The sequence below is a fragment of the Streptomyces globisporus genome (assembly GCF_003501885.1).
In the GTDB taxonomy this organism is placed as follows: domain Bacteria; phylum Actinomycetota; class Actinomycetes; order Streptomycetales; family Streptomycetaceae; genus Streptomyces; species Streptomyces globisporus_D.
Genome location: NZ_QWFA01000119.1, coordinates 1 through 24,141 on the forward strand (window position 1 = coordinate 1; position 24,141 = coordinate 24,141).

Genomic DNA, 24,141 nt, shown 5'->3' on the forward strand with positions numbered 1-24,141 from the left:
GCTCCCACGTCACCCCGGTCACCGCTCCCCCACCCCCATCGAGACCCCGCGCTGGATGCCCGTCCGCAGCTCCAGGGCGACCGCCACGTCCGAGGCGTCGGGGCGGTCGGCGGCGCGTAGGTCCGCCACCGTCCAGGCCACCCTCAGCACCCGGTCCAGGCCGCGGGCCGTGAGGATTCCGCGTTCCAGGTCCCGTTCCGCCGCCGCCAGTGCCCCCGGGGCCACCAGCAGACGGGTCCGCAGCTCGTGGCCCGGGACCTCGCTGTTCGTGGTCCACGGGGTGCCGGCCAGCCGCTCGGCCGCCCGGGCCCTGGCGTCCCGTACCCGTGCGGCGACGACCTCCGTCGACTCGCCCCGGCCCCCCTGGCCCAGGAGGTCCGCGCGGTCGACCGGCTCCACCTCGACCCGCAGGTCCACCCGGTCGAGCAGGGGGCCGGACAGCCGTGCCTGGTAGCGGCGGACCACCGAGGGCGGACACTCGCAGCCCGCGCCGGTGAGCGTGTGGCGGCCGCAGGGACACGGATTGGCGGCCAGCACCATCAGGAACCGGGCGGGCAGCCGCACCACCCCCGCCGCCCGCGCGACCACCACATGGCCCGACTCAAGCGGCTGGCGCAGCGCGTCCAGGACCTTGCCCGAGAATTCGGGGGCCTCGTCGAGGAAGAGCACGCCTCGGTGGGCCAGCGAGACCGCCCCCGGCCTCGGGATTCCGTTGCCGCCGCCCACCAGGGACTGCATGGTCGCCGAGTGGTGCGGGGCGCAGTAGGGCGCCCGGGAGACGAGCGGTTCACCCGGGGGGAGGATGCCCGCCACGGAGTGGACCGCCGTCACTTCGAGGGATTCCTGCCGGTTCAGCGGGGGCAGAACCGCCGACAGCCGCTCGGCCAGCATGGTCTTGCCCGCGCCCGGCGGACCCGAGAGGAGCAAGTGGTGTCCGCCGGCCGCGGCCACCTCCAGGGCCAGGCGCGGGCGCAACTGTCCCGCGACGTCCGCCAGGTCCGGCCGGAGCCCGTCGCCCCGCGCGACGGCCGGGGCGAGCCCCGTACCGAGGCCGGTGCCGGGGATCATCAGCCCGGCCAGCATGGCGTCGGGGCGCCCCTCTCCGTCGGCGGGCTCCTCGGGCACCGGTTCGTCGCACAGGACGGCGATCAGCTGGCGCAGGCTCCGGACGCCGAGGACCGACACCCCCGGCACCAGAGCCGCCTCCCCGGCCGTCTGCTCGGGGACGACGACCTGCTCGTACCCCGCTTCGGCCGCCGCGAGGACCGCGGGCAGCACGCCCCGGACCGGACGCACCCGGCCGTCCAGACCCAGTTCGCCGATCATCACCACGTCGGCGATCATCGCGGGGTCGATCCGCTCCGCCGCGCCGAGCACCGCACACGCCACGGCGAGATCGAAACCCGAACCGCTTTTCGGTACGGAGGCCGGGGAGAGCCCGACCGTGAGCTTCTTCTGCGGCCACTCGGCCCCGGAATTCACGACGGCCGCCCGCACCCGGTCCCGGCTCTCCACCAGGCTCTTGTCCGGCAGCCCGACCAGGGTGAAGGCCGCCACTCCCGGCTCCAGGTCCGCCTGGACCTCCACCACCACACCCTCGACGCCGACCAGCGCCACGGAACACGCGCGTGCGAAGCCCATCAGGACACCCCCCGGGCGTGCTCCGCGACCGTGCTCCTTGACCGGGCGCCTTGACCGGGCCGACCGCGGCCATGGGATGTTCGAACCCGTTGGACCTGCGCGTCTTCACCTCGCAGAAGACCAGCGCGTCCCCGTCTCTGGCCACGATGTCGATCTCTCCGGCGCGACAGCGCCAGTTCCGCCCGACCACCGTCATCCCGGCTTCGGTCAGCAGCCGCGCCGCCAGATCCTCGCCGTACCGCCCGAGTGCCCCCCGTGCGTTCATCTCGGCACCACCTCCGGCACCGACTGTGACCCGGCCCGTCGAAAGGTGTGGATCTTGGTGGACAACTCCGTGGATGTGGAAAACCCGGCCACCCTCACGGGTGACCGGGCTTCTCCTTGCAGCGCGCGTGTCGGCGGCCCCGGCTCCAGGGGGCCGCCTGGGGTCAGCCTCCCGGAAGTTCCAGATCGCTCTTGTTGAGCTCTTCGATGTTGACGTCCTTGAAGGTCAGCACGCGGACCTGCTTGACGAACCTGGCAGGCCGGTACATGTCCCAGACCCAGGCATCCGCCATGGACACCTCGAAGAAGACCTCACCCTGGACGGAGTGCACCTGCATCTCGTAGTCGTTGGTGAGGTAGAAGCGCCGTTCGGTCTCGATCACATATTTGAACAGACCGACGACATCGCGGTACTCCCGGTAGAGCTTCAGCTCCATCTCGGTCTCGTACTTTTCGAGGTCCTCGGCGCTCATGGCATGTTTCCCCTTCAGCCGTGCGTGCCCCCATTGTGCGTCAGCCTTCGGCGCCCCTGGACGATTAGACGATTTCGGGGGCCAGAACCAGCGGATCGCGCGGGGGACCCTCGTCGAGGAGCGTGCGCAGCAGCTCGGCGAGTCTGGTCGGGTACACCGTCTCACGCGTCGCGAGCAGTTCGGCGGAGGTCCACCACCTCAGACCGGCGACGCTGCGCAGTTCCAGGTCGGTGAGGCCCAGCGGGGCGGTGGCCGTCTGCGTCGTACGGGCCAGGTAGTACCACTCGTCCTGGTCCCAGCGGCGCCCGTCGAACGGGAAGGAGCAGATCCGGGTCCAGAGCAGCGGGCCCAGCTCGATGTCCGTGATCCCGGTCTCCTCAGCGAGCTCCCGGCGGGCCGCCTGCTCCCGGGTCTCGTCGCCCTCCAGTCCGCCGCCCGGGGTGAACCACCAGGTGTCGGCAGGGTCGTCCGGCTCATGGCCGTGGAGCAGCAGGACGCGGTCGTCGGGGTCCAGGAGGACCACCCGTGCGACCTTGCGGGCTCCGGAGGTCAAGCTGGAGCGGCAGGGGCCCGGCGGCGGACACCCCGCCGGGCAGCGCGGCGAACGAGGCGGGCCGGTCGATCATGCCGTCCATCGGCCAGGCCACCGCGTCCACCCGGGCCTGGACGGCGCTCAGCGGTACGGAGCCCTGGTCGGCGTCCTGGAGGTGGACCCGGGAGTCCAGGGAGGTGGCCCGTTCGTCGCCGAGGAGGAAGATCTTGCCCTGGGGCACGGTGGCGGAGAACTCCTGGGGCGAGGCGGGGGCCTTGCCTCCGGCGGCCGCCGTGCCCTGCTCGACGTACGGCTCGTCGACGGGGGCCCCGTTGACGGTGAGGCGGCCGTCCTTGTCGCAGCAGGCCACCTTGTCGCCGCCGACCCCGACGACGCGCTTCACCATCGGTGTGGCGGCCCAGACCTCGTCGGTGAAGACCACCACGTCACCGCGCCGGACGTCGGCGCCGTCTATCCGCTCGGCGAGCACCCGGTCGCCGGGGTTCACCGTCGGGGCCATGGAGTCGGTCGGGATCGTGTACGGCTGGTAGACCACCGCCGCCCAGGCGAACCCGCCGAGGAAGAGCACACAGCCGACGGCCACGGCGAGGCCCGACACCATGGCGCCGAGCCGGCCGCGGCCGTCTTTCGCGTTTCCTGTACCGCTCATCCCAGCGCTCCCCCGTCGGAGATCGACAATCGCTGATCCGAGTCGGCACCCTACCCGGCGGTACGCCGGGCGGTCAGCCTCCGGCGGCGCCACAACACGAGGGGCACCGCTCCGGCTACACCCAGTGCCGCCGGAGCCATCGCGGCGGCCGCGTTCAGACCGGGCTGGTCGAAGGTGTCGGGGACCGGAAGGGTCGCCCATCGGCCCAGCGGCCAGGCGACGACGATCGCGCGCCCGACGACCTCGTCGTTGGAGACCGTGCCCTGACCCGGGAGCTCCTGGTGGTAGCGCGAGTCCAGGGAGTTCTGCCGATGGTCGCCCATGACGAAGATCCGGCCCTCGGGCACCTTGATCGGGCCGAAGGGCTTGTCGTTGCACGGGGTGTTCCCCGGGAAGATGAACGACTTCTCGTCCAGGCTCTTCCCGTTGACCGTGACCGGGCCGTTCTCCTTGCACTCCACGGTGTCGCCGCCGACCGCGACGACCCGCTTGATCAGGTCCTTCTCCTCGGAGGACGGCATCAGGCCGATGAAGCTCAGGAACTTCTGCACCGCGTTGGGCTCCGGCGTCACGGTGTCCTCCAGCCAGCCGCCCGGGTCGTGGAACACCACGACCTCGCCGCGCTCCGGCTCCGAACCGAACCACGGGGTCAGCTTGTCGACCAGCACCCGGTCGCCCCGCTGCAGCGTGTTCTGCATGGAGTCCGAGGGAATCGAGAACGCCTGGACCAGGAACGTCTTGATCAGCAGCGCCAGGATCAGGGCGATACCGACGAGCAGCGGCAGCTCCACCCAGAAGGAACGCTGCTTCTTGCCCTTCGGGGGCGTGCCACCGCCCGCGGCGTCGCCCTCACCCTCCGGCGGGACCGCCGCCCCGCCCGCGGGAGACTCGTCGCGCTCCGGCCGGTCCTCGGGTTCGTCGTGTCCGGATCGTGCGCCGACCGCCAAATCCCCCACATCCACTCCTCAGTACGTGCCACTGCCCGCGCCCCATCAGACGCAGGCCCACCACTCCCATAACGAGCGGGAGTTCCGCAGGGGTCGGGAGCCGGACCATTCCATCGCGATCCGGAGGTGCCACACTATTCGACCGGGCCGGAACCGCTGCCTTGGATCCACGCGAGTCCGGGACGGCGCGGAAGGCGTCGCGCTCCTCCAGGGTGCTCCAGTGGCCGAACGGCCAGGCGATCACGACGGCCCGCCCCACGACCTCCTCCTCGGAGACCGTGCCCCGGTCGGGTTCGTCGAGGTGAAAGCGGGAGTCGGCCGAGTCGGACCGGTGGTCCCCCATCACGAAGAGCCGTCCCTCGGGGACCTTCACCTCGAACGAGATGGTCGAGGGCCGGTCGTCGGGGTGGAGGTAGGTCTCGGCCGGCGGTACGCCGTTGACGGTGACCCGGCCGTCCTTCCCGCAGCACTTCACGGTGTCGCCGCCGACCGCGATGACCCGCTTGATCAGGTCCTGCTCGTCGTCGGACGGCAGCAGCCCGATGAAGGTCAGCAGCTCGGTGGCCTGCTTGACGCCGATCGGCGGGTCCTGCTTCTGTCCGGGGTTCTCCTGCTGGAGCCAGCCGCCGGGGTCCTTGAAGACCACGACGTCGCCGCGCTGCGGCTTCGATCCGAACCACGGGGTCAGCTTGTCGACGAGCACCCGGTCGCCGATCCGGATGGTCTGTTCCATCGACCCGGACGGGATCACGAACGCCTGGACCAGGAACGTCTTCAGGACGAGCGCGATCAGCAGCGCCACGACGACGAGGACGGGTATCTCCTTCACCGCGGACCTGCGGCGCTTGCGCCGGACCTTCTTGGCGAGCTTGCGGCGCTCCGCCCGGGTGGGCAGCGAGCGCGGCGCGGTCGGCCTGGTCCCGGTCGGCAGGGACGCGCGGGGGTCGGATGCGCCGCGCGGGCGTCCGCGGTTACCCATGCGCCGCGCCCGGCGCCCGTACGTCACCGAAGGCGCCGGTCCCGGTCAGTGAGCCGACCCGGGCGGGCGGCCAGCCCAGCCAGTCCACCCGGCCGGTCACCCGCTCGACGGGGACCATGCCGCCGCCGGGCGATCCGAGGTGGTCCCGGGAGTCGCTGGAGCGGCTGCGGTGATCGCCCATCATCCAGAGGGTGCCGGCGGACACCACGATGTCGAAGGGCACCCGGGAGGCGGTGTCACCGGGGTACAGATACGGCTCGTCCACGACGGTGCCGTTGACCGCGAGTCTCCCCCGCTTGTCGCAGCACACGACGCGGTCGCCGCCCACGCCCACCACCCGCTTCACGAAGTCGGTGTCGGCGGGCTCCGCGAGCCCCAGGGAGGCCGCCGCCCCGCGCACCAGCCCGGTCAGGGGGTTCGCGTCGAGGTCCTCCCGTACGAACGATCCCGTGCCGTCGAAGACCACCACGTCGCCGCGCTCGGGCTCGGCGCCGAAGCGGTACGCCAGCTTGTTCACGAGCACTCGGTCACCGACCTGCAGCGTGGGCTCCATCGAGCGGCTGGGGATCAGGAAGGGCTGGACCACGTAGGAGCTGAACAGCAGCAGGGCGACGGTGGCCAGGACCGCCCCGGCGAGCACCCGCCGCCAGGACAGTACGGAGGCGAGGCGGGCCCGCGTACGCGAAAAGCGCGACCCCTCCCCGGACCCCGCGTCGGGTTCCGAGGAGCGGTCGCGCTCCGAGTGCTGTGCTTGCGTGTCCATCGCGGCCGAAGCTTATCCGGCCAGGCTGTGGACGGGTCACCCGCAGGGGGATGACCGGGCGACAGCTCAGTTGTCGCGCTTCTCCTTGATCTTCGCGGCCTTGCCGCGCAGCTCACGGAGGAAGTACAGCTTGGCGCGGCGGACGTCACCGCGGGTGACGAGCTCGATCTTCTCGAAGATCGGGCTGTGCACCGGGAAGGTGCGCTCGACGCCGACGGAGAAGGAGACCTTGCGGACCGTGAAGGTCTCGCTGACGCCCGCACCCTGGCGGCGGATGACAACACCCTTGAACTGCTGGATACGGGAGCGGTTGCCCTCGATCACGCGCACGTGGACGTTGACGGTGTCACCGGGGCGGAACGCCGGGACGTCCGAACGGAGGGTGGCGGCATTGACGCCATCGAGCAGGGAAGCCATGGTTTCTGCTTTCTTCGCCGATGCCACAGGTCATCGACGGAAATGTCGTTGAAGAGTTCGGAGTACTGATCGCGTCGGGCGGGCGTCTTTCCCCCTGTGGCAGGGGCGCACGCCGGACGGACAGCAGCGGCCTATTCTTCCACGGCGGTGGGCCTGCGCCAAAATCGGCCGCCGGGCTCCGGTGCGAAGCCGAGGATGGAGAGGATCTCGCGGTCCTTCTTGTCGAAGGCGCCCGCCTCGCACCGCTCGATCAGATCGGGGCGGTTGAGGGCGGTACGGGCGAAGGCCTGGTCGCGCCGCCAGCGCGCGATCTTCCCGTGGTGGCCGCTGAGCAGGACGTCCGGGATGGACCGGCCGCGCCACTCGGGCGGCTTGGTGTAGACGGGCCCCTCCAGGAGGTTGGCCATCGCGCCCGGGGCGAAGGAGTCGTCCCGGTGGGATTCGGCATTGCCGAGGACACCGGGCAGCAGCCGGGCCACCGCCTCCGTGATCACCAGGACGGCCGCTTCCCCGCCGGCCAGCACATAGTCCCCGATGGAGACCTCGACGACCCGCAGCCGGGTGGCGTACTCGTCGATCACCCGGCGGTCGATGCCCTCGTACCGGGCCGGGGTGAAGAGCAGCCAGGGCTCGGCGGAGAGTTCGACGGCCAGTTCCTGGGTGAACGGCCGGCCGCTGGGCGTGGGCACGACGAGGACCGGGGAGTGCGCCCCGGCCTCGTAGCCGTCGGCCAGGGACTCGTCGAGGGCGTCGCCCCAGGGCTCGGTCTTCATGACCATGCCGGGTCCGCCGCCGTAGGGGGTGTCGTCGACCGTGTTGTGCCGGTCGTACGTCCACTCCCGCAGGTCGTGGACGTGGACGTCCAGCACGCCACGGGCGCGGGCCTTGCCGACGAGGGAGACGTTCAGCGGTTCCAGGTACTCGGGGAAGATCGTGACGACGTCGAGCCGCATCAGGCGTCGCCCTTCGGCGCCTCGGCCGCGTCCCCGGTGGCCGCCTCACCGGTCTCCTCGTCGCGGGAGGAGGCGATCACGGCCTCGCTCTCGTCGATCAGGCCGGGCGGCGGGGCGATGACCGCGCGCTGTTCCTCCAGGTCGATCTCGGTGACGATCTCCTCGACGAAGGGGATCATCACCTCGCTGCCGTCGGGGCGCTCCACGATGAACAGGTCCTGCGAGGGCAGGTGGGAGATCTCGGTGATCCGGCCGATCCCGGTCCCGTCGGCGAGCACCACGTCGAGGTCGATCAGCTGGTGGTCGTAGAACTCGTCCTCCTCCTCGGGCAGTTCGTCCGGGTCCACCTCGGCGATCAGGAGGGTGTTGCGGAGGGCCTCGGCGGCGGTGCGGTCGCGTACGCCCTCGAAGCGCAGCAGCAGCCGGCCGCTGTGGACCCGGCCCGTCTCGACCGTCAGCGGACCCGTCGCCGCCGGTTCGGTGGCCAGGACGGCGCCGGGGCCGAGCCGCAGCTCCGGCTCGTCCGTTCGTACCTCGACGGTGACCTCGCCCTTGATGCCGTGGGCGCGGCCGATCCGCGCGACTACCAACTGCACGCTGTTCTCCGATTGATGGGGGGCGGACGGGGAGGTGGAACCGTCCGGGTGGCCGACGACAAAGGCCGGGGACGGCCCGAAGGCCCTCCCCGGCCCTGGCCGGTGTTCAACTCGCTGATCAGCGAACCTGGTCCACATCGACGAGGTCGACACGGATACCGCGGCCGCCGATGGCACCCACGACCGTACGCAGGGCGCGAGCGGTGCGGCCGTTACGGCCGATCACCTTGCCGAGGTCGTCGGGGTGGACCCGGACCTCCAGCACGCGCCCGCGGCGCAGGGTGCGCTCGGCAACCTGCACGTCGTCGGGGTTGTCGACGATGCCCTTCACGAGGTGCTCGAGAGCCTCCTCGAGCATGCTCAGGCCTCGGTCGACTCGGTGGACTCGGCAGCGTCAGCCGCCTCGTCCGCCTTCTTGTCGGACTTCTTGGCCTTGGGGGTGATGGCCTCACCCTTGGCCTCGTCGCCGTCCGCGGACAGCGCCTCGAACAGCGCGCGCTTGTCAGCCTTGGGCTCCGGCTGCAGCAGCGGCGCGGGGGCCGGGAGACCCTTGTGGGCCTGCCAGTCACCGGTGAGCTTCAGGATCGCGAGAACCGGCTCGGTCGGCTGGGCGCCGACGGACAGCCAGTACTGCGCGCGCTCCGAGTTGACCTCGATGCGCGAGGGGTTCTGCACCGGGTGGTACAGGCCGATCTCCTCGATGGCCCGGCCGTCACGGCGGGTGCGGGAGTCGGCGACGACGATGCGGTAGTGAGGCGAACGGATCTTGCCCAGACGCTTCAGCTTGATCTTGACTGCCACGGAAGTGGTGTCTCCTGGTCTCTGACGTGGTTGGGCACACCTAGATGCCACGTGGGGTTGCGGTACTCGGAGTGCCCGATGGACGCGTCAGCCGGAGGAGAGAGGGGTCCTGTGCGACTGTCGAGTACAGCTAGCCATTGTGCCACACCACATCGGCTCACCCCACCGCGACCGCCGCCTCCGGAATCCGGAACGGCTTGCCGCAGCCGCCGCAGACGATCGGCGCCTGCGCCAGGACCGACGGGACGACGCGGACGTTGCGTCCGCACTCGCAGACGGCCTTGACCCGCACGCCGCCCCCCGAGGAACCGTGCCGGGCGGCAGGTCCGCGGAAGGAGCGCTTGGTGTCGGCGGCGGTGGCGACGGTGTGCGCCTTGAGGGCGCGCTGCAGCCGTTCGGTGGTCGGACGGTACCGGCGCTTGGCTTCCGGATTCAGCGTGACCAGGGAGAATCCGCTGCTGGGGTGGGGTTCCTCGGCATGATCGAGGCCCAGCTCCTCGGCGATCGCGAGGAAGCGTCGGTTGTGGTAGCGGCCGGCGCGGGAGGTGTCTCGGACTCCTCTCGCGGCGGCGATGCCGTGGACTGCCTCGTGGAGCAGTCGCTCGAAGGAGAGCTCGGCGCCACAGGCGGACGAGGACTCTCCGATCAGGGACTCGGGCGCGGCTAGATCGGGCAGCTCGGGGTGGTACCGCTGAATGTCGGCCCACGCCTGTGCCAGCTCTGCGGCAAGTACAGGTGGTGTCGTGCTCACGTCGTGACAACGAGCCCGAGTGCCCCGGTGTTCCTATTCCGGGGCATCCCAAATAATTTGCACGTACCAGTCAGTTGCCCTTGATGCGTCCGGACGAGGGCGGGTACGCAGAACTGCGGAGAAGACGCACAGCTCACACCAAGGTGGTGCACAGCGTGCGGTACGCCCGGGGGCCGCCGATGTGGGGAGCGCGGGCGGCCCGCGGCCCTGACGAATCCGCCCGGAAGACTACCCTCACCTCCGCTCGACGTGCCCGGCGCGGGGTGTCGGGTAAGACTGGTCGGAGAGCAGACGTGGGACGGGGCGCACGACCGGGGCACGCAAGCACTGCTCCACAACCCCTGGACGGAACGGCGGATGCGCAGTTCTCTGGCTACGGGGGTGCGGAACACTCGCACACGGGGGACGTCCACTCGGGCACGACCGACCTCTTGGCGGATTGGGGCACTTTCCATGACACCAACGCTCGTCCGGAACCAGTCGGGCGCGGACGCCTCCGCGCCGGCGGACGCCGGTACCCGCGCACGCGACTGGGCCGAGATCCAGGAACGCATGCTCGCGCCGCTCTACGAGGCGGTGTACGACCGGATGGAAGTCGGGGCCGCCACCCGGATGCTGTCCCTCGGCTGCGGTTCGGGCCTCGCGATGCTCGTCGCGGCGGCCCGGGGGGCGCACGTCACGGGTGTGGACTCCGACCGGGAGCGACTGGCGCTGGCCCGGGCGCGGCTGCTGCCCGACGCGGGCTGGGACGACGCGCCCGCGCACTCCCCGCACCCGGCCCGCCGCCGGGCCCGGCTGCTGGAGGACGGGGGTCCCGCGCCCGTCGGCGCGGACGGCGCTCCGTACAACCTGATCACGGTCTTCGAGCCGATCGGCTGCGCGGCCGGGGACTCCGAGGGGCTGGCGCCGGCGCTGCGCTCTGCGGTGCCGCTCGCGGTCCGGGGTGCGGCGGTTGTGCTGACCGGCTGGGGTCCGCCGGAGCGCTGCGCCACGGCTGCGGTGCTGCAGGTGGCCGCCCGCCTCGCGGACACCGCTCGTCCGCCGCGTACGGAGCCGGGCAGGTGGCGGCCGACGCTCCGGGACGACCTGGAGGACGTGGCGGCGCGGGCCGGGCTGAAGCCGGACGGTTCGGGCCGGGTGTCCTGCCCGTTCGGTTACGCGGACGTGGGCAGCGCGGTGCGCGGGCTGCTGTCCACCGGGCTCTTCGACGCCGCCGTACGGGCCACGGACCGCTCCCAGGTGGAGAAGGAGGTCGCGGAGGCTCTTCATCCGTACCAGCGGGAGGACGGCACGGTGTGGATGCCGAACGTCTTCCGCTATCTGGTCTGCGTTACCTGAAACCGCACAGGTAAGGGGCGCCCTTGAGAGAGGGCGCCCCTTACCTGTGCCGTGCTTGCTTACATGAACTTCTTGAACTCGTCCGGGAGCTCGAAGTTCTTGTCGTCCTGAGCGGGCAGCCCGAACGCGCCGCCCTGGGCCGCCGCCTGCTCACGGCGGGCCGCCGCGGCCTGCTCCTCGGCCTTGCGCTTCATCGGGTTGCCGCTCTTGCGCTTGCCCTTGGCCTGCTTGACCTGCTTCTTCTGCCGGCCGGGGCCACCGCCCATGCCGGGCATCCCCGGCATCCCGGGCATGCCGCCGCCCTGGGCCATCTTCGACATCATCTTGCGGGCCTCGAAGAAGCGCTCCACCAGACTCTTGACCGCGGAGACCTCGACGCCCGAGCCCTTGGCGATACGGGCCCGGCGCGAACCGTTGATGATCGTCGGCTCGGCGCGCTCCTTGGGCGTCATCGACTTGATGATCGCGGCGGTGCGGTCGATGTCGCGCTCGTCGATGTTGTTGATCTGGTCCTTGATCTGCCCCATGCCGGGCAGCATGCCGAGCAGCTTGGAGATGGAGCCCATCTTGCGGACCTGCTCCATCTGGGCCAGGAAGTCGTCGAGGGTGAAGTCCTTCCCACCCTTGCTCGACTGGAGCTTCGAGGCCATTTTGGCGGCCTCTTCCTGGCTGAACGTCTTCTCCGCCTGCTCGATCAGGGTGAGCAGGTCACCCATGTCGAGGATGCGGGAGGCCATCCGGTCCGGGTGGAACGCGTCGAAGTCCTCCAGCTTCTCGCCGTTCGACGCGAACATGATCTGCTTGCCCGTGACATGGGCGATCGACAGGGCCGCGCCACCGCGGGCGTCGCCGTCGAGCTTGGAGAGGACCACGCCGTCGAAGCCGACGCCGTCGCGGAAGGCCTCGGCGGTGTTGACCGCGTCCTGACCGATCATCGCGTCGACGACGAAGAGGATCTCGTCGGGGCTGACGGCGTCGCGGATGTCCGCGGCCTGCTGCATCAGCTCCTGGTCGATACCGAGGCGGCCGGCGGTGTCGACGATGACGATGTCGTGGACCTTGGCCTTGGCGAACTCGATGGAGTCCTTGGCGACCTGGACCGGGTCACCAACGCCGTTGCCCGGCTCGGGGGCGTACACCGCGACGCCGGCGCGCTCGGCGACGACGCTCAGCTGGTTGACGGCGTTGGGGCGCTGGAGGTCACAGGCGACGAGCAGCGGGGAGTGGCCCTGGCCCTTGAGCCAGAGGCCGAGCTTTCCGGCCAGCGTCGTCTTACCGGCACCCTGGAGACCGGCGAGCATGATCACGGTGGGCGCGGTCTTGGCGAACCGCAGCCGCCGGGTCTCGCCGCCGAGGATGGCGACGAGCTCCTCGTTGACGATCTTGACGACCTGCTGGGCGGGGTTCAGCGCCTGGGAGACCTCGACGCCGCGCGCCCGCTCCTTGACGTTGGCGATGAAGGCCCGGACCACGGGCAGGGCGACGTCGGCTTCCAGCAGGGCGATACGGATCTCGCGTGCCGTGGCGTCGATGTCGGCCTCGGACAAGCGGCCCTTGCCCCTGAGGTTCTTGAAAGTCGCGCTAAGGCGGTCGGAGAGAGTATCGAACACGGCGCTCGTCGGTCCTCAGGGTCGGGGGCGGGGCAGGTCAATCGCCCTCCAGGGTATCCGCCCCCCGGAGAACACCAAGCCCTCGCCCGGATCCGGTGCCGGGCGAGGGCTGGACAAATGCGTCGTACACGTCACCCGAGGGCCTTCTCGACCTCCCGGGCGACCTCGGAGGCCCGGGCCGGGGAGAGCGGCTCGCCGTCGGCACCGGTGACGTAGAAGGCGTCCACGGCGTTGGCGCCGAGTGTGGAGACATGGGCGCTCCGCACCCGTACGGCGCTCCCTTCCAGGGCGTTGCCGATGCGGTGCAGGAGGCCCGGGGCGTCCTGGGCGCGGACCTCGATGACGGTGGCGCGCCGGGAGCCCGCGGCGGCCACGGTGACCCGGGGCGGCGGGGCCTTGACGCCGCGCCTGCGCGGATAGGCGGCTTCGCGCTCGGCGAGGCGGGCCCGGATGTCCAGGGAGCCCTCCAGGGCGCGTACGAGGTCGGCGCGGAGGCGGGCGGCCTGCGGGAGCGACCCGTACTCGGCGGCGACCCGCCAGCTGAGCAGCAGCAGGTCCGCCCGCTCCCCCACCTCGTTGGGCAGCTCCACCGCGCGCAGGTCGGCGGAGCGCACGGTGAGGCGGTGCAGGGCGAGGACTCCGGCGGCGGCGGGCAGGACGCCGGGGCGGTCGGGCAGGGCGATGAGGAGTTCGACGCCGACGGGTTCCACTTCGCCGTCCCCGGCGGGCTCCTCGGGCTGGGTGTGCAGGGCGAGGACGGGTTCGCCGGTGCGCAGGGCCTCGATGGCGAGGCGTTCGTGCTCGGCGCTGGGGGCCTCGTCGTCGGGTTCATCGGGGAACTCCCCGGCGAGCACGGCTCCGACCCGTTTGACCAGGTCGGCGACGAGGGAGGCGCGCCAGGCGGACCAGGCGGCGGGGCCGGTGGCGAGCGCGTCGGCCTCGGTGAGGGCGTGCAGCAGCTCCAGGGTGGAGGCGTTGGAGACGGCTCCGGCGACGGCCTGCACGGTGGCGGGGTCGTCGAGGTCGCGCCGGGTGGCGGTGTCGACGAGCAGCAGATGGTGGCGTACGAGGGTGGCGATGACGCCCACGTCGTGCTTGTCGAAGCCGATCCGGGTGGCCATGTCCCGGGCGATGACCTCGCCGGCGACCGAGTGGTCGCCGGGCCAGCCCTTGCCGATGTCGTGCAGGAGGGCGGCGACCAGGAGGAGGTCGGGGCGGTGGACGCGGCGGGTAAGGGAGGCGGCGCGGACGGCGGTCTCCACGAGGTGCCGGTCGACGGTCCAGGTGTGGACGGGGTTGCGCTGGGGGCGGCAGTGGACGCGTTCCCAGTCGGGCAGCAGCCGGGTGACGATCCCTTCCGCTTCGAGCGCCTCCCAGACGCCGACGGTGGCCTCCCCCGCGCCGAGCAGGGTGACCAGTTCCTCGCGGGCCTCGGGGGGCCACGGGACCGGCAGCGGCCGGGCGGTGGTCGCCAGGTGGCGTACGAGGTGGCGGGAGAGCGGGAGTCCGGCCTCGGCGGCGGCCGCGGCGGCGCGCAGGGTGAGGACCGGGTCGCGTTCGGGGCGGGCGGCGCGGGCGAGGACCACTTCGCCCTCCGCGTCCACCACGCCGTCGGCGAGCGGGGTGCGCTCGGGGGCGGGTTTGGTGCCGAGGCCGCCGCTGAGCAGGGCGCGGAGCCTGGGGCGGGCGGAGCGGGCGCGCAGCACCCGGTTGACCTCGCGCCAGGTGACATCGGTGGCGTACGAGACCGTCCGCGCGGCCTCGTAGACCTGGCGCAGCAGGGTGTCGGCGGCGAGGAGGCCGAGGGCGGCGGCGACCTGGTCCTGTTCCTGGAGGGCGAGGCGGTCGGTGGCGCGTCCGGTGGTGAGGTGCAGGGCGTCGCGGGTGTCCAGGAGGGTGCGGCGGGCCTCGGCGAGGCCTTCGCGGGGGGCGTCGGCGACCCAGGAAGCGGCCACGGCGCGCAGGGCGGTGGCGTCGCGGAGGCCGCCGCGGGCCTCCTTGAGGTCGGGTTCCAGGAGGAACTGGAGCTCGCCCATCCGTTCCGCGCGCTCCTGGCAGAGCTCGTGGAGGGCGGGGAGGCGTTTGGGGGCCTGGTTGCGCCAGTCGGCGAGGATCGCGGTGCGCAGGGAAGCGACGAGGCCGAGATCGCCGGCGACGGGCCGGGCGTCCAGCAGGCCGAGCTGGACCTTGAGGTCCTCGCCCGCGGTCTTCCTGGCCTCGCCGGGGGTGCGTACGGAGTGGTCGAGGGCCAGGCCCAGGTCCCAGACCGGGTACCAGACGGAGTCGGCGAGGGCGGCGAGGGCCGCCGCGTCGGCGCTGCCGTCGTGCAGGAGGAGCAGGTCGAGGTCGCTGCGCGGGGAGAGCTCGCCCCGGCCGTAGCCGCCGACGGCGACGAGGGCCGCGCCCCGCACCCCGGCCCGTTCGGCGGCGGCGGTGAACAGGCCGGTGAGCCAGTCGTCGGTGAGGCGGGCGAGGGCCGCACGGCGCGGCGGCCCGGACCGCGCCTCCTGCTGGAGGAGGCGCAGCCGGGCCGCCGCGTAGCCGCTGGGTCCCGAGCCTTCGGTTTCGGTGGTCACTTCGGTACTCGTCACCCAGTTGCCTTCCGTTCGTGGGCCGTCGGTCAGAGGGCGTCCGGGCCGCGTTCGCCGGTCCGTACCCGGACGGCGGTGTCGACCGGGACGCTCCAGACCTTGCCGTCACCGATCTTGCCGGTCCGGGCGGCCTTGACGACGACCTCGATGAGCTGTTCGGCGTCCTCGTCCTCGACCAGGACCTCGATGCGGATCTTGGGGACCAGGTCGACGGTGTACTCGGCGCCCCGGTAGACCTCGGTGTGGCCGCGCTGCCGCCCGTAACCGCTGGCCTCGGTGACGGTGAGCCCCTGGACGCCGAAGGCCTGGAGGGCCTCCTTGATCTCGTCCAGCCGGTGGGGCTTCACGACCGCGGTGATGAGCTTCATGCGTCCACCTTCTTTGCCTTCGGTGCTGCCGTCGTGTCGGGGGCGGGTGCGGTGGTGCGGGAGACCGAGCCGCCGCCGGCGCCGCTGAAGTCGTACGCCGTCTCGGCGTGCTCGACCTGGTCGATGCCGGAGATCTCGTCGTCCTCGGAGACCCGCATCCCGATCGTCTTGTGGATCGCCAGGGCGATGACCGCGGAGACGACGAGAGAGTACGCAAGGACCGCGACGACGCCGACGACCTGCTTGCCGAGCTGGTCCACACCGCCGCCGTAGAAGAGGCCCGCGGCGTCGGACTGGACGCCTCCGGTGGCGAAGAAGCCGACCAGGATGGAGCCGATGATGCCGCCGACGAGGTGGACGCCGACGACGTCCAGGGAGTCGTCGTAGCCGAACTTGTACTTGAGGCCGACCGCCATGGCGCACAGGACACCGGCGATGACGCCGATCGCGATCGCGCCGAGCGGGGAGACGGAGCCGCCCGCCGGGGTGATGGCGACGAGGCCGGCGACCGCGCCGGAGGCGGCGCCGAGGGTGGTGAAGGAGCCGTGGCGCAGCTTCTCGTAGATCAGCCAGCCGAGGACCGCGGCGGCGGTGGCGACCTGGGTGTTCAGGAACATGACCGCGCCGACGCCGTCGTCGTTGCCGAGCCAGGATCCGGCGTTGAAGCCGAACCAGCCGAACCACAGGAGGGCCGCGCCGAGCATGACGAGCGGCAGGCTGTGAGGCCGCATCGGGTCCTTCTTGAAGCCGATGCGCTTGCCGATGACCAGGATGACGCCGAGGGCGGCGGCACCGGCGTTGATGTGGACGGCCGTACCACCGGCGAAGTCGATGACGCCCATCTCGAAGAGCCAGCCGCCGGAGCCCCAGACCCAGTGGGCGACGGGGAAGTAGACGACGGTGACCCAGAGGACGATGAACAGCGCCCACGCGGTGAACTTCACGCGGTCGGCGAGCGCACCGCTGATCAGGGCCGGGGTGAGGACGGCGAACATCAGCTGGAAGGCGGCGAAGACGTACACCGGGATGGTGTAGCCGTCCCAGAGTTCGGTGACGCCGATCCCGCTGAGGCCGACGTACTCGGAACTCCAGCCGATGACCGAGCCGACGTCGGAGCCGAAGGCCAGGCTGAATCCGTAGAGCACCCACAGGACCGTGACGATCCCGAGGCTGATGAAGCTCATCATCAGCATGTTGAGGGTGCTCTTGACGCGGACCATGCCTCCGTAGAAGAAGGCCAGGCCGGGGGTCATGAGCATCACCAGGGCCGTGCAGATGAGCATGAACCCGGTGTTGGCGGCAGACAGCTCAGGGGCGTCTGCGGCAAGCGTCGTGATGCCTGGGGGCATCGGCGTCTCCTCGTCGTCGGTGCGGCCGCGGCGTGCGGGGGAATGCTGCGGGACCACTGGGGGAACAGGTGCGGGCCGGTTATGAGCCACGAGGTTGACGGAGGGCCGTTTCATGGGATGCCGCACGATGTTTCGCGAGCGTGACGAAGAGGGATCGCGTGTTACGGCCGAATGAATCCGGGGTGGCGCGTCCGGTGCGCTGCCTACCATGCAGCGCACGCCGCATACGGTGCGGTTGAAACGCCACTGGGGCAGTCCTTCGGCCCGGAAAGCACGAAACCGGCCACGGCGACCCTCCGTGTGACCAGGCGATGGGGGAGCCGAGTCGGGGTGTACGGAAGGGGCGCCGCGGCCGGGGCCTCGGGGTGCCGGTCAGACCGCTTCGGCGGTCTCCGGCAGCTGTTCGTGGAGCAGCTCGGTGAGCCGGGCGACGTCGGCGACATCGCCGAAGTCCCTGGCAGCGGTGTCGACGGTCTTGCGCAGGCGGGTGTTCACCCGCTCGGAGCGGACCTTCTTGGCGATCTTCAGGGCCTGGCCGGCGAGCACGGTGGACTGCTCCGGCTCGCGCTGGAGGAGATGGACGGTGGCCATGCCGATGAGGTTGAGCGCGTAGGAGCGCTGGTGCTCGTCGTCCTCGCCGAAGAGTTCGACGGCCTTCTCCATGACGGGCTCGGCGAGCGAGGCGTAGGTGGGGCTGCGGCCGGCGACATAGGCCAGGTCGCGGTAGGAGTGGGCGTTCTCGCCGTTCAGCTCGGCCTCGGAGAAGAAGCGGATCCAGTCGGGCTCGGGCTCGCCGTCGAGTCCGGCGTCCAGGAAGGTGTCCTCGGCCATCCGGACGGCCCGCTTGCACTTGCTGGGCTGGCCCATGTTGGCGTAGGCGCGGGCCTCCATCGCATACAGCATGGCCTGGGTCCGGGAGGTGGCGCAGTCGCGGCTGCCGTACTGCGCGAGGTGGATCAGCTCCAGGGCGTCGTCGGGGCGGCCCAGGTGGATCATCTGGCGGCTCATGCTGGAGAGGATGTAGCTGCCGAGCGGTTTGTCCCCGGCCTCCTTGGCGGCGTGCAGAGCGAGCACGAAGTACTTCTGGGCGGTGGGCTGGAGGCCGACGTCGTAGCTCATCCAGCCCGCCAGCTCGGCCAGTTCGGCGGCGCAGCGGAAGAGCCGCTGGGCAGTGGGGCCGGGCTGGGGCTCCTGGAGCAGGTCGGTGACCTCGTGCAGCTGTCCGACGACGGCCTTGCGGCGCAGTCCGCCGCCGCACTGGGCGTCCCACTGCCGGAACATCGCGGTGGTCGACTCCAGCAGGTCCAGCTCGGGCCGGGAGAGTTTGGAGGGGCGGTGGTCGGCGGCCGGGGCCTCCGGTTCGCCGGTTCCCTGTACGGGGACGGGGACCAGCCAGCGCTGCATCGGCTCGATGAGCGCGGGGCCCGCGGCCAGCGCCAGCGAGCTGCCGAGGAAGCCGCGCCGGGCGAGCATCAGGTCGCTGCGGGGGAACTCGCTGAGCAGGGCGACCGTCTGCGGGCCGGCCCAGGGGAGGTCGACCCCGGCCACCGACGGTGACTGGTGTGCGGTGCGCAGCCCGAGCTGCTCGACGGCGACGACGGCGCCGAAGCGCTCCGAGAACAGCTCGGAGAGGATGCGCGGGATCGGCTCCCGCGGCTGCTCGCCGTCGAGCCAGCGCCGCACCCGGGAGGTGTCGGTGCTGATGTGGTGGGCGCCCATCTGCCGGGCCCGCCGGTTGACCTGGCGTGCCAGCTCGCCCTTGGACCAGCCACTGCGCACGAACCACGAGCCCAGCTCCTCGTTGGGACGCTTGCCGGCATCCGTGTCGCCTGCGCCGCTGCCACTCACTGGAACGCCCCCATCCCGCTGAAACCTCATCGCGCGAACCCTTATCAGAATGCCGTGCATCGGTGCTGTCCGTACGGGAGTTGGACGCCCTCGAACAGGAAATCGGGTTGCCTGCGGCATACCCGTGGGTGCACATACTCCCAGAGTCCGTGTACCGACGGTAATCCTACGATCACCCCTCTCGCGAGGGGGATTGAGGAAACGCCACCATTCGCCACCCCTTCGAATGAACCCGACTGCCGCTGCGCGCGCTTGACTTGAGGGATCAGGACCGAGGGCGAGCACACGGAAGCACTCGGGGGCGCGCACACCGTGTCGCACTCCCTTTTGCACCACCGCGCACGCCACTCGATCGAGTAGCAGCGACGGAGGGTTACCCGAGCGACGCGGGTCGTAACCACCGGCGAGCCGTACCCGTTGGAGGGGGCATGGGCTTCACGATCGGCGGCATCCGGGAGATGCGATCCGGTGCGCGGCGACGCCACCGCGGCACCGAGGGCACGGCGGTGGCCGAGTACACAGGGCTGTGGGGCTGGGCGGTGGCGCCCGGAGCACGGGCCCAGGCCGGCTCCTGCTCGTGCGGCGATCCGGTGTGCCCCTCCCCCGGCGCCCACCCCTTGGGTTTCGCCGGGGAGGTCCCGGCGGGCACCGGCCTGGACCGCGCGGCGGACGCCTGGGCTCAGACACCGGGCGCCGCGATGCTGCTGCCGGTGGGCCGCTCCTTCGACGTCCTGGACGTCGCGGAGCAGGCCGGGCGGCGGGCGCTGGTGCGGATGGAGCGGATGGGGCTGCCGCTGGGCCCGGTCACGGTGACGCCGACCGGGCGGGCGCAGTTCTTCGTCGCCCCCGGGGCCGCGGCCGAGCTGCCCGGGCTGCTCTACCGGATGGGCTGGGACGACGCGGGCCTGGATCTGCGCGCCCTGGGCCCGGGGACGCACATCACCGCCCCGCCGTCCGACCTCGGCGGCCTCGGCCCGGTCCGCTGGCTGCGGCCCCCGGTGCTGGACACGGCGGCGGCTCCCCCGCAGGCGCGGCTGCTGCTGGGGACCCTGGCGTACGTCTGCCACCGCTCGTAGAGGTCACGGAACTCGTAGAGGTCACGGAAACGGCGGACGGGCGGCGGGCTCCCCCAAGGAGCCGCCGCCCGTCCGCCGTACCGGATCGCGGGGCGGTTCAGTCGCCGATCAGGGCGTCCACGAAGGCTCCCGGCTCGAACGGGGCGAGGTCGTCCGGACCCTCGCCGAGGCCGATCAGCTTCACCGGTACGCCCAGCTCGCGCTGGACCGCGATGACGATGCCGCCCTTGGCGGTGCCGTCGAGCTTGGTGAGGACGATGCCGGTGATGTCCACGACCTCCGCGAACACCCGGGCCTGGACGAGTCCGTTCTGCCCGGTGGTGGCATCGAGGACGAGCAGCACCTCGTCGAGCGGGCCGTGCTTCTCCACGACGCGCTTGACCTTGCCCAGCTCGTCCATGAGCCCGGTCTTGGTGTGCAGCCGGCCCGCGGTGTCGATGAGCACGACGTCCGCACCCTCGGCGATGCCTTCCTTGACCGCGTCGTAGGCGATCGACGCCGGGTCGCCGCCCTCGGGGCCCCGGACCGTACGGGCTCCGACGCGCTCGCCCCAGGTCTGGAGCTGGTCGGCGGCGGCGGCGCGGAAGGTGTCGGCCGCGCCGAGCACCACGCTGCGGCCGTCGGCGACGAGCACCCGGGCCAGCTTGCCGGTGGTGGTGGTCTTGCCGGTGCCGTTGACGCCGACGACCATGACGACGCCGGGGGTCTCCGCGCCGCCCTCGGTCCTGACCTCGCGGTCGAAGTCCGGGCCGAGGAGGGTGATCAGCTCCTCGCGGAGCAGGGAGCGCAGCTCTTCGGGGGTGCGGGTGCCGAGCACGCGGACGCGCTCGCGGAGCCGCTCGACCAGTTCCTGGGTGGGGGCGACGCCGACGTCGGCGGTGAGGAGGGTGTCCTCGATCTCCTCCCAGGTGTCCTCGTCGAGGTTGTCCCGGGAGAGCAGGGTGAGGAGCCCCTTGCCGAGCGAGTTCTGCGAGCGGGCGAGGCGGGCGCGCAGGCGGACGAGCCGGCCGGCGGTGGGCTCGGGGACCTCCAGCGCGGGGGCCTCGGGGGCCTCGGCGACCGGAGCCTCCTCCTCCACGGGCGCGGTGGCGTCCGGGAGGCCGACGTCGTCGATGGTGCGCCGCGCTTCGTCGCGCGGCGTCTCGGCCTCCTCGCCGACCTGCGGTTCGGCGGGAGGGGTGATGGTCGGCGTGCTCGGCGGTGGGGGCGGCAGCTGCTTCTTCTTGCGGCTGCCGACCACGAGCCCGCCGACCAGGCCGACAGCGACCAGGGCGATGACTACAGCGAGGATGACGATTTCGACGAGTTCCATAACCCGTCCAGTATCGGCCACGGTCGTCCCGCGGGCGCTGCCCCGGCAGACCCCCGGCGATCCGCCTGCCCCCTATGCACCTTTTGGCCGCAATGCGGAGGTGAGCCCCTACCCTTCTGACGCCTCGTCAGGTACGGTGCGCCCGCCCGACTGCCCGTACAGCAGCCCGCCTGCCCGCTCCGGCGAAGGGACGCCCCCGATGGCCTTCACAGTGGTCCGGTTCAATCTCGTCGAGCCCGACGCCACCCCTGTATCGCTCTCGGCCCGCTACCGCGCCGCCCTGGAGATGGCGGCGTACGCGGACGAGCACGGCGTCGACACGGTGCAGACCGAGGAGCACCACGGGGTGGCGAACTCCTGGCTGCCCTCCCCGTTCACCTTCGCCGGAGCGGTCTTCGGCGCCACCCGCCGGATCGCGGTGACCGTCTCGGCGATCATCGGGCCGCTGCACGATCCACTGCGGCTCGCCGAGGACGTCGCGGTGCTGGACCTGCTGAGCGCGGGCCGGCTGGTGACGGTGGCGGGGATCGGCTACCGCCCGGAGGAGTACGAGCGGGCCGGGGTCGAGTGGGGCCGGCGCGGCAGGCTCCAGGACGAGCTGCTGGAGACGCTGGTGGCGGCGTGGACCGGGGAACCGTTCCCGTACCGGGGCCGTACCGTACGCGTCACCCCGCGCCCGTACACGCGACCGCACCCGATGCTGCTGGTCGGCGGCAGCTCGCGGGCGGCGGCGCGGCGGGCGGCCCGGCTGGGGCTGCCGTTGTTCCCGAGCGCGCATCTGCCGGAGCTGGAGGCGTACTACCGGGAGCAGTGTGTGGCCCACGGGACGGAGGGCTTCTGCATGATGCCCGCGGAGCGCACCCCGCTGCTGCATGTCTCCGAGGACCCGGAGAGGACGTGGGCGCTGTACGGGGAGCACCTGCTGCACGAGGCGCGGACGTACGCCTCCTGGCAGTCCAAGGACATCCGCTCGGCGGTGCGATCGGCGGCGACGACGGTGGCGGAGCTGCGCGAGGAGGGGGTGTACCGGATCGTGACGCCGGACGAGCTCGCGGGCCTGGGGGCGGAGAGCCTGGTGCTGCATCCGCTGTGCGGCGGGATGCCGGTGGAGGAGGGGTGGCGGAGCCTGCGGCTGTTCTGCGGGGCCCTGGCCCGGGAAAGGCCGGCGGCCCCGGCTCGAGGGTGAGCCGGGGCCGCCGGTGAAGAGGAGAGGGGCAGCGGGGATGAGCCCGTCTCCTCCGGTACCGGGGGGGGGAGGGTCAGCCCATCTCCTCCAGCGTTTTGCCCTTGGTCTCCTTCACGAACTTGAGCACGAAGGGGATCGAGAGCACGGCGAAGCAGGCGTAGATGATGTAGGTCCCCGAGAGGTTCCAGTCGGCCAGGCTCGGGAAGCTGGCGGTGATCGCCCAGTTGGCGATCCACTGCGCGAAGACGGCGACACCGAGGGCGGCGGCGCGCAGGCGGTTCGGGAACATCTCGCCCAGGAAGACCCAGACGACGACACCCCACGACAGGGCGAAGAAGAGCACGAAGACGTGGGCGGCGACCAGCGCGGTGGCGCCCTGGGCGGTGGGGAGCTTGCCGTCGACCAGGTCGGCGGAGAAGGCCCAGGCCTCGACGGCGAGCGCGACCGCCATACCGACGGAGCCGACGAGGGCGAGCGGCCTGCGGCCCACCCGGTCGACCAGCACCATCGCGATCACCGTGCCGATGATGTTGATGATCGAGGTGGTGAACGAGTAGAAGAACGAGTCGGTCGGGTCGATGCCGACGGACTGCCACAGCGTCGCCGAGTAGTAGAACGCCACGTTGATGCCGACGAGCTGCTGGAACATCGAGAGGCCGATGCCGACCCAGACGATCGGCAGGAAGAAGAAGCGGTTGCCGAGCAGGTCCTTGAAGGAGGACTTGTGCTCGCGGTGCATGGCCGTCTCGATCTCGGTCACGCGCGCGTCGAGGTCGATCTTGTCGCCCTCGACCTCTTCGAGGATCTTCCGGGCCTCGGCCTTCTTGCCTACCGAGATGAGGAAGCGCGGGGACTCGGGGATGGCGAAGGAGAGGAGCCCGTACAGGATGGCCGGGACGACCATCACGCCGAGCATCCACTGCCAGGCCTCCAGGCCCAGGATCTCGCCGCGCTGGTCGCCGTCGGCGATCTGCAGGACGGCGTAGTTGACCAGCTGGGAGACGGCGATGCCGATGACGATCGCGGCCTGCTGGAAGGAGCCGAGCCGGCCGCGGTAGGCGGGCGGGGAGACCTCGGCGATGTAGGCCGGGCCGATCACGGAGGCCATACCGATGGCGAAGCCGCCGATGATGCGCCACATCGCCAGGTCCCAGAGCGCGAACGGCAGCGCGGAGCCGATCGCGCTGGCGGTGAAGAGCACCGAGGCGATCTGCATGCAGCGGATGCGGCCGATCCGGTCCGCGATCCGGCCCGCCGTGGCGGCGCCGATCGCACAGCCGATCAGCGCGATGGCGATGACCTGGGCGAGCGTTCCGGAACCGATGTCGTACCGGTCGCGGATCGCTTCGACGGCGCCGTTGATGACGGAGCTGTCGTAGCCGAAGAGGAAGCCGCCCATCGCCGCTGCCGCGGTGATGAAGATGACATGGCCGAGGTGCTCCGGGTGGGCCACCCTCGCCCCGGACTCGGGTCCGTTCGCTGTGCTGCTGGTCACGTGAACTCCTGATGCCTGGCCGGGGGTCAGACGTGGGGTGTGAGCCTTCCCAGTGGCGCACACCATCCGGCTCGCCACCACTTGAAGGCCAAATCAACTTCGCAGAGGTTATGCGTTCAAGAATCGAAGTCAAACAGCGGGTCCGGTGCCGTGTACCCCGGGGTGGGCAAAAGGTGCCTTG

Annotated in this window: 23 protein-coding genes and 1 pseudogene; 3 read left to right on the forward strand and 21 right to left on the reverse strand. The window is 71.4% G+C overall.

The window, feature by feature from the left end:
- Nucleotides 1–18 precede the first annotated feature (18 nt).
- From D3105_RS21600 to D3105_RS21665, 14 genes and pseudogenes are all read right to left on the reverse strand, one after another.
- A complete protein-coding gene (locus tag D3105_RS21600) occupies nucleotides 19–1,641 on the reverse strand; it encodes a YifB family Mg chelatase-like AAA ATPase (RefSeq protein ID WP_118904743.1) in 1,623 nt (540 codons plus the stop codon).
- Nucleotides 1,642–1,687: 46 nt separating this feature from the next.
- Nucleotides 1,688–1,906 (reverse strand): annotated as a pseudogene (locus D3105_RS21605) (YraN family protein); the annotation flags it as partial.
- A 163-nt stretch (nucleotides 1,907–2,069) separates the two neighbouring features.
- On the reverse strand, nucleotides 2,070–2,378 hold the full coding sequence (locus tag D3105_RS21610) for a DUF2469 domain-containing protein (protein ID WP_003965949.1): 309 nt from the start codon (nucleotides 2,376–2,378) through the stop codon (nucleotides 2,070–2,072).
- Nucleotides 2,379–2,442: 64 nt separating this feature from the next.
- On the reverse strand, nucleotides 2,443–2,931 hold the full coding sequence (locus D3105_RS21615; protein WP_118904744.1) for an NUDIX hydrolase: 489 nt from the start codon (nucleotides 2,929–2,931) through the stop codon (nucleotides 2,443–2,445).
- On the reverse strand, nucleotides 2,852–3,580 hold the full coding sequence (gene lepB / locus D3105_RS21620; RefSeq protein WP_118904745.1) for a signal peptidase I: 729 nt from the start codon (nucleotides 3,578–3,580) through the stop codon (nucleotides 2,852–2,854). The genes D3105_RS21615 and lepB (D3105_RS21620) overlap by 80 nt, the downstream gene beginning before the upstream one ends.
- Nucleotides 3,581–3,630: 50 nt before the next feature.
- The gene (lepB, locus tag D3105_RS21625; RefSeq protein ID WP_118904746.1) at nucleotides 3,631–4,527 is read right to left on the reverse strand and encodes a signal peptidase I; all 897 of its coding nucleotides are present in this window, start codon (nucleotides 4,525–4,527) and stop codon (nucleotides 3,631–3,633) included.
- Nucleotides 4,430–5,506, reverse strand: a complete 1,077-nt coding sequence (lepB, locus tag D3105_RS21630) for a signal peptidase I (RefSeq protein WP_118904763.1) — start codon at nucleotides 5,504–5,506, stop codon at nucleotides 4,430–4,432. The genes lepB (D3105_RS21625) and lepB (D3105_RS21630) overlap by 98 nt, the downstream gene beginning before the upstream one ends.
- Nucleotides 5,499–6,269: a signal peptidase I gene (lepB, locus tag D3105_RS21635; RefSeq protein ID WP_118904747.1), complete on the reverse strand. Its 771-nt coding sequence runs from the start codon at nucleotides 6,267–6,269 to the stop codon at nucleotides 5,499–5,501. The genes lepB (D3105_RS21630) and lepB (D3105_RS21635) overlap by 8 nt, the downstream gene beginning before the upstream one ends.
- A 66-nt stretch (nucleotides 6,270–6,335) precedes the next feature.
- Nucleotides 6,336–6,686, reverse strand: coding sequence for a 50S ribosomal protein L19 (gene rplS, locus D3105_RS21640; protein ID WP_010061961.1), 351 nt, complete (start codon nucleotides 6,684–6,686; stop codon nucleotides 6,336–6,338).
- Nucleotides 6,687–6,817: 131 nt separating this feature from the next.
- Nucleotides 6,818–7,639, reverse strand: coding sequence for a tRNA (guanosine(37)-N1)-methyltransferase TrmD (trmD, locus tag D3105_RS21645; protein ID WP_118904748.1), 822 nt, complete (start codon nucleotides 7,637–7,639; stop codon nucleotides 6,818–6,820).
- Nucleotides 7,639–8,235 (reverse strand): ribosome maturation factor RimM, encoded by a 597-nt coding sequence (gene rimM / locus D3105_RS21650; RefSeq protein ID WP_118904749.1) that lies wholly within the window; start codon nucleotides 8,233–8,235, stop codon nucleotides 7,639–7,641. The genes trmD and rimM overlap by 1 nt, the downstream gene beginning before the upstream one ends.
- Nucleotides 8,236–8,353: 118 nt before the next feature.
- Nucleotides 8,354–8,593, reverse strand: coding sequence for an RNA-binding protein (locus D3105_RS21655; protein ID WP_003965959.1), 240 nt, complete (start codon nucleotides 8,591–8,593; stop codon nucleotides 8,354–8,356).
- Nucleotides 8,594–8,595: 2 nt separating this feature from the next.
- Complete coding sequence (rpsP, locus tag D3105_RS21660) at nucleotides 8,596–9,036, reverse strand: 30S ribosomal protein S16 (RefSeq protein WP_006127898.1); 441 nt, start codon at nucleotides 9,034–9,036, stop codon at nucleotides 8,596–8,598.
- A gap of 157 nt (nucleotides 9,037–9,193) precedes the next feature.
- Nucleotides 9,194–9,787: a hypothetical protein gene (locus tag D3105_RS21665; RefSeq protein WP_030197522.1), complete on the reverse strand. Its 594-nt coding sequence runs from the start codon at nucleotides 9,785–9,787 to the stop codon at nucleotides 9,194–9,196.
- Nucleotides 9,788–10,240: 453 nt separating this feature from the next.
- On the opposite strand from D3105_RS21665, the gene D3105_RS21670 reads away from it, so the two are divergent.
- Nucleotides 10,241–11,125, forward strand: a complete 885-nt coding sequence (locus tag D3105_RS21670) for a methyltransferase domain-containing protein (RefSeq protein WP_118904750.1) — start codon at nucleotides 10,241–10,243, stop codon at nucleotides 11,123–11,125.
- Between the two features lie 59 nt (nucleotides 11,126–11,184).
- Here D3105_RS21670 and ffh read toward each other — a convergent pair whose 3' ends face one another.
- From ffh to D3105_RS21695, 5 genes are all read right to left on the reverse strand, one after another.
- Nucleotides 11,185–12,735 carry a signal recognition particle protein gene (gene ffh / locus D3105_RS21675; protein WP_073820793.1) on the reverse strand — a complete coding sequence of 517 codons (1,551 nt, stop codon included), beginning with the start codon at nucleotides 12,733–12,735 and terminating at the stop codon, nucleotides 11,185–11,187.
- 131 nt (nucleotides 12,736–12,866) lie between these two features.
- The gene (locus tag D3105_RS21680) at nucleotides 12,867–15,326 is read right to left on the reverse strand and encodes a [protein-PII] uridylyltransferase (RefSeq protein ID WP_118904751.1); all 2,460 of its coding nucleotides are present in this window, start codon (nucleotides 15,324–15,326) and stop codon (nucleotides 12,867–12,869) included.
- Between the two features lie 29 nt (nucleotides 15,327–15,355).
- A complete protein-coding gene (locus tag D3105_RS21685) occupies nucleotides 15,356–15,694 on the reverse strand; it encodes a P-II family nitrogen regulator (RefSeq protein ID WP_006127894.1) in 339 nt (112 codons plus the stop codon).
- A complete protein-coding gene (locus D3105_RS21690) occupies nucleotides 15,691–17,043 on the reverse strand; it encodes an ammonium transporter (protein ID WP_118904752.1) in 1,353 nt (450 codons plus the stop codon). The genes D3105_RS21685 and D3105_RS21690 overlap by 4 nt, the downstream gene beginning before the upstream one ends.
- Before the next feature lie 372 nt (nucleotides 17,044–17,415).
- Nucleotides 17,416–18,891, reverse strand: a complete 1,476-nt coding sequence (locus D3105_RS21695; protein WP_118904753.1) for a hypothetical protein — start codon at nucleotides 18,889–18,891, stop codon at nucleotides 17,416–17,418.
- Nucleotides 18,892–19,319: 428 nt separating this feature from the next.
- On the opposite strand from D3105_RS21695, the gene D3105_RS21700 reads away from it, so the two are divergent.
- The gene (locus tag D3105_RS21700) at nucleotides 19,320–19,967 is read left to right on the forward strand and encodes a bifunctional DNA primase/polymerase (RefSeq protein WP_118904754.1); all 648 of its coding nucleotides are present in this window, start codon (nucleotides 19,320–19,322) and stop codon (nucleotides 19,965–19,967) included.
- Between the two features lie 97 nt (nucleotides 19,968–20,064).
- On the opposite strand, the gene ftsY is transcribed toward D3105_RS21700, so the two are convergent.
- Nucleotides 20,065–21,279 carry a signal recognition particle-docking protein FtsY gene (gene ftsY / locus D3105_RS21705; protein WP_118904755.1) on the reverse strand — a complete coding sequence of 405 codons (1,215 nt, stop codon included), beginning with the start codon at nucleotides 21,277–21,279 and terminating at the stop codon, nucleotides 20,065–20,067.
- Between the two features lie 199 nt (nucleotides 21,280–21,478).
- On the opposite strand from ftsY, the gene D3105_RS21710 reads away from it, so the two are divergent.
- Entirely contained in the window at nucleotides 21,479–22,465 is a 987-nt protein-coding gene (locus D3105_RS21710; protein WP_118904756.1) for an LLM class flavin-dependent oxidoreductase, read from the forward strand.
- A gap of 73 nt (nucleotides 22,466–22,538) precedes the next feature.
- Here the strand turns inward: D3105_RS21710 and D3105_RS21715 are convergent, their stop codons facing one another.
- Complete coding sequence (locus D3105_RS21715; protein ID WP_118904757.1) at nucleotides 22,539–23,960, reverse strand: sugar porter family MFS transporter; 1,422 nt, start codon at nucleotides 23,958–23,960, stop codon at nucleotides 22,539–22,541.
- Nucleotides 23,961–24,141: the final 181 nt, after the last annotated feature.